Origin of the sequence: Hominisplanchenecus murintestinalis (genome assembly GCF_943193015.1) — a bacterium.
GTDB lineage: Bacteria > Bacillota > Clostridia > Lachnospirales > Lachnospiraceae > Hominisplanchenecus_A > Hominisplanchenecus_A murintestinalis.
Genome location: NZ_CALPCM010000116.1, coordinates 1 through 1,427 on the forward strand (window position 1 = coordinate 1; position 1,427 = coordinate 1,427).

1 protein-coding gene is annotated in these 1,427 nt (G+C 47.9%); it reads left to right on the forward strand.

Annotated elements, in window-relative coordinates:
• On the forward strand, window positions 1-1,427 hold a 1,427-nt coding region (locus NFR99_RS15225; protein WP_251354079.1), incomplete at both ends, for a capsid protein.

A 1,427-nucleotide genomic window follows, 5' to 3' on the forward strand; every position in this document is an offset into this window, starting at 1 on the left:
CTGGATTTTGAAGCAAACGCCATCCGTAACCGCATCTGGTACAGAGGGGATGGGAATGAACTGGAGCAGATGTACCGGCAGGCTCCGGAATATGCGGATAAATATAAATTCTGGGCGAGCAGGTGCAGCCCAGGGATGGAGATGCGAAAGATCCATACGGGGCTCCCAGGGTTGATTATACGCATACTTACGTCAATTGTCCTGTCAGATATGAACGATTTTGAATTCGCGGAAGAGCAGCAGAAACAGCTCTGGGAAGTGATTGCAAAAGAAAACAGATTTGTGAAGAAGATGGAAAAGGCATTAAAAGAAGTCCTTTACATCGGGGATGGCGCGTTTAAGGTTGCAATAGATACTACAATCAGTGAGTATCCAATCCTAGAATGGTATCCTGGTGAGCAGATTGAAATTATACGGCAGCGGGGCAGGGTAAAAGAAGTTATTTTCAAAACGGCTTATAAAGAACACGGGAACCAATATGTCCTGAATGAACACTATGGACATGGCTATATTAAAAATGAGCTGTACCACAATGAAAAGATGGTGGACATAAAAACAATTTCGCAGACGGCAGGGCTCTCAGACTACACATTCGATGAAAAAATGATGCTGGCCGTTCCGCTACAGGTTTATGAGAGCACAAAGTATGAAGGGCGCGGCGGCTCTGTTTTTGATGGGAAGCTTGACAGCTTTGATGCATTTGATGAAGCGTGGAGCCAATGGATGGATGCTCTGCGGGCAGGGCGGGCAAAAACATACATTCCCGACTGCCTGGTGCCGCATGATCCTGAAAGTGGGAGACTGATAAAGCCTAATGCATTTGACAACCGGTATTTTTCAGCAGACGGGGATATGCGTGAAGGACAGAAAGCAGTTATCAGCACAGAACAGCCTTCTATCCCGCACGACAGCTATCTCGCAAGCTATGTCACAGCACTTGACCTCTGCCTGCAGGGATTAATCAGCCCATCAACCCTTGGGATAGACGTCAAAAAGCTGGATAATGCGGAAGCGCAGAGGGAAAAGGAAAAAGCGACGCTCTATACCAGGAATGCAGTTATTGAAGCCCTGCAGGATGTCTTGCCGGAACTGGTAGGCGCAGCGGTTAATGCTTATAACATCCTGTTTAAAAGGCCGCTGGAAGAGGTGAGGGTAAACATTCCGTTCGGGGAATATGCGAACCCAAGCTTTGAAAGCCAGGTGGAGACAATCAGCAAAGGCAAACAGGGTGGGATTATGAGCATTGAGGCGGCTGTTGAGGAGCTGTATGGTGACAGCAAAGATGAGAAATGGAAAATGGATGAAATTGCCCGCCTTAAGGCAGAGCAGGGAATCCAGGAACTGGAGGAGCCGTCGGTAAGCCTGGACGGTTTGGTTACGGAGCCTGAACAACCAGCCATTAGTATGTTAAATGGGGCGCAAATAGC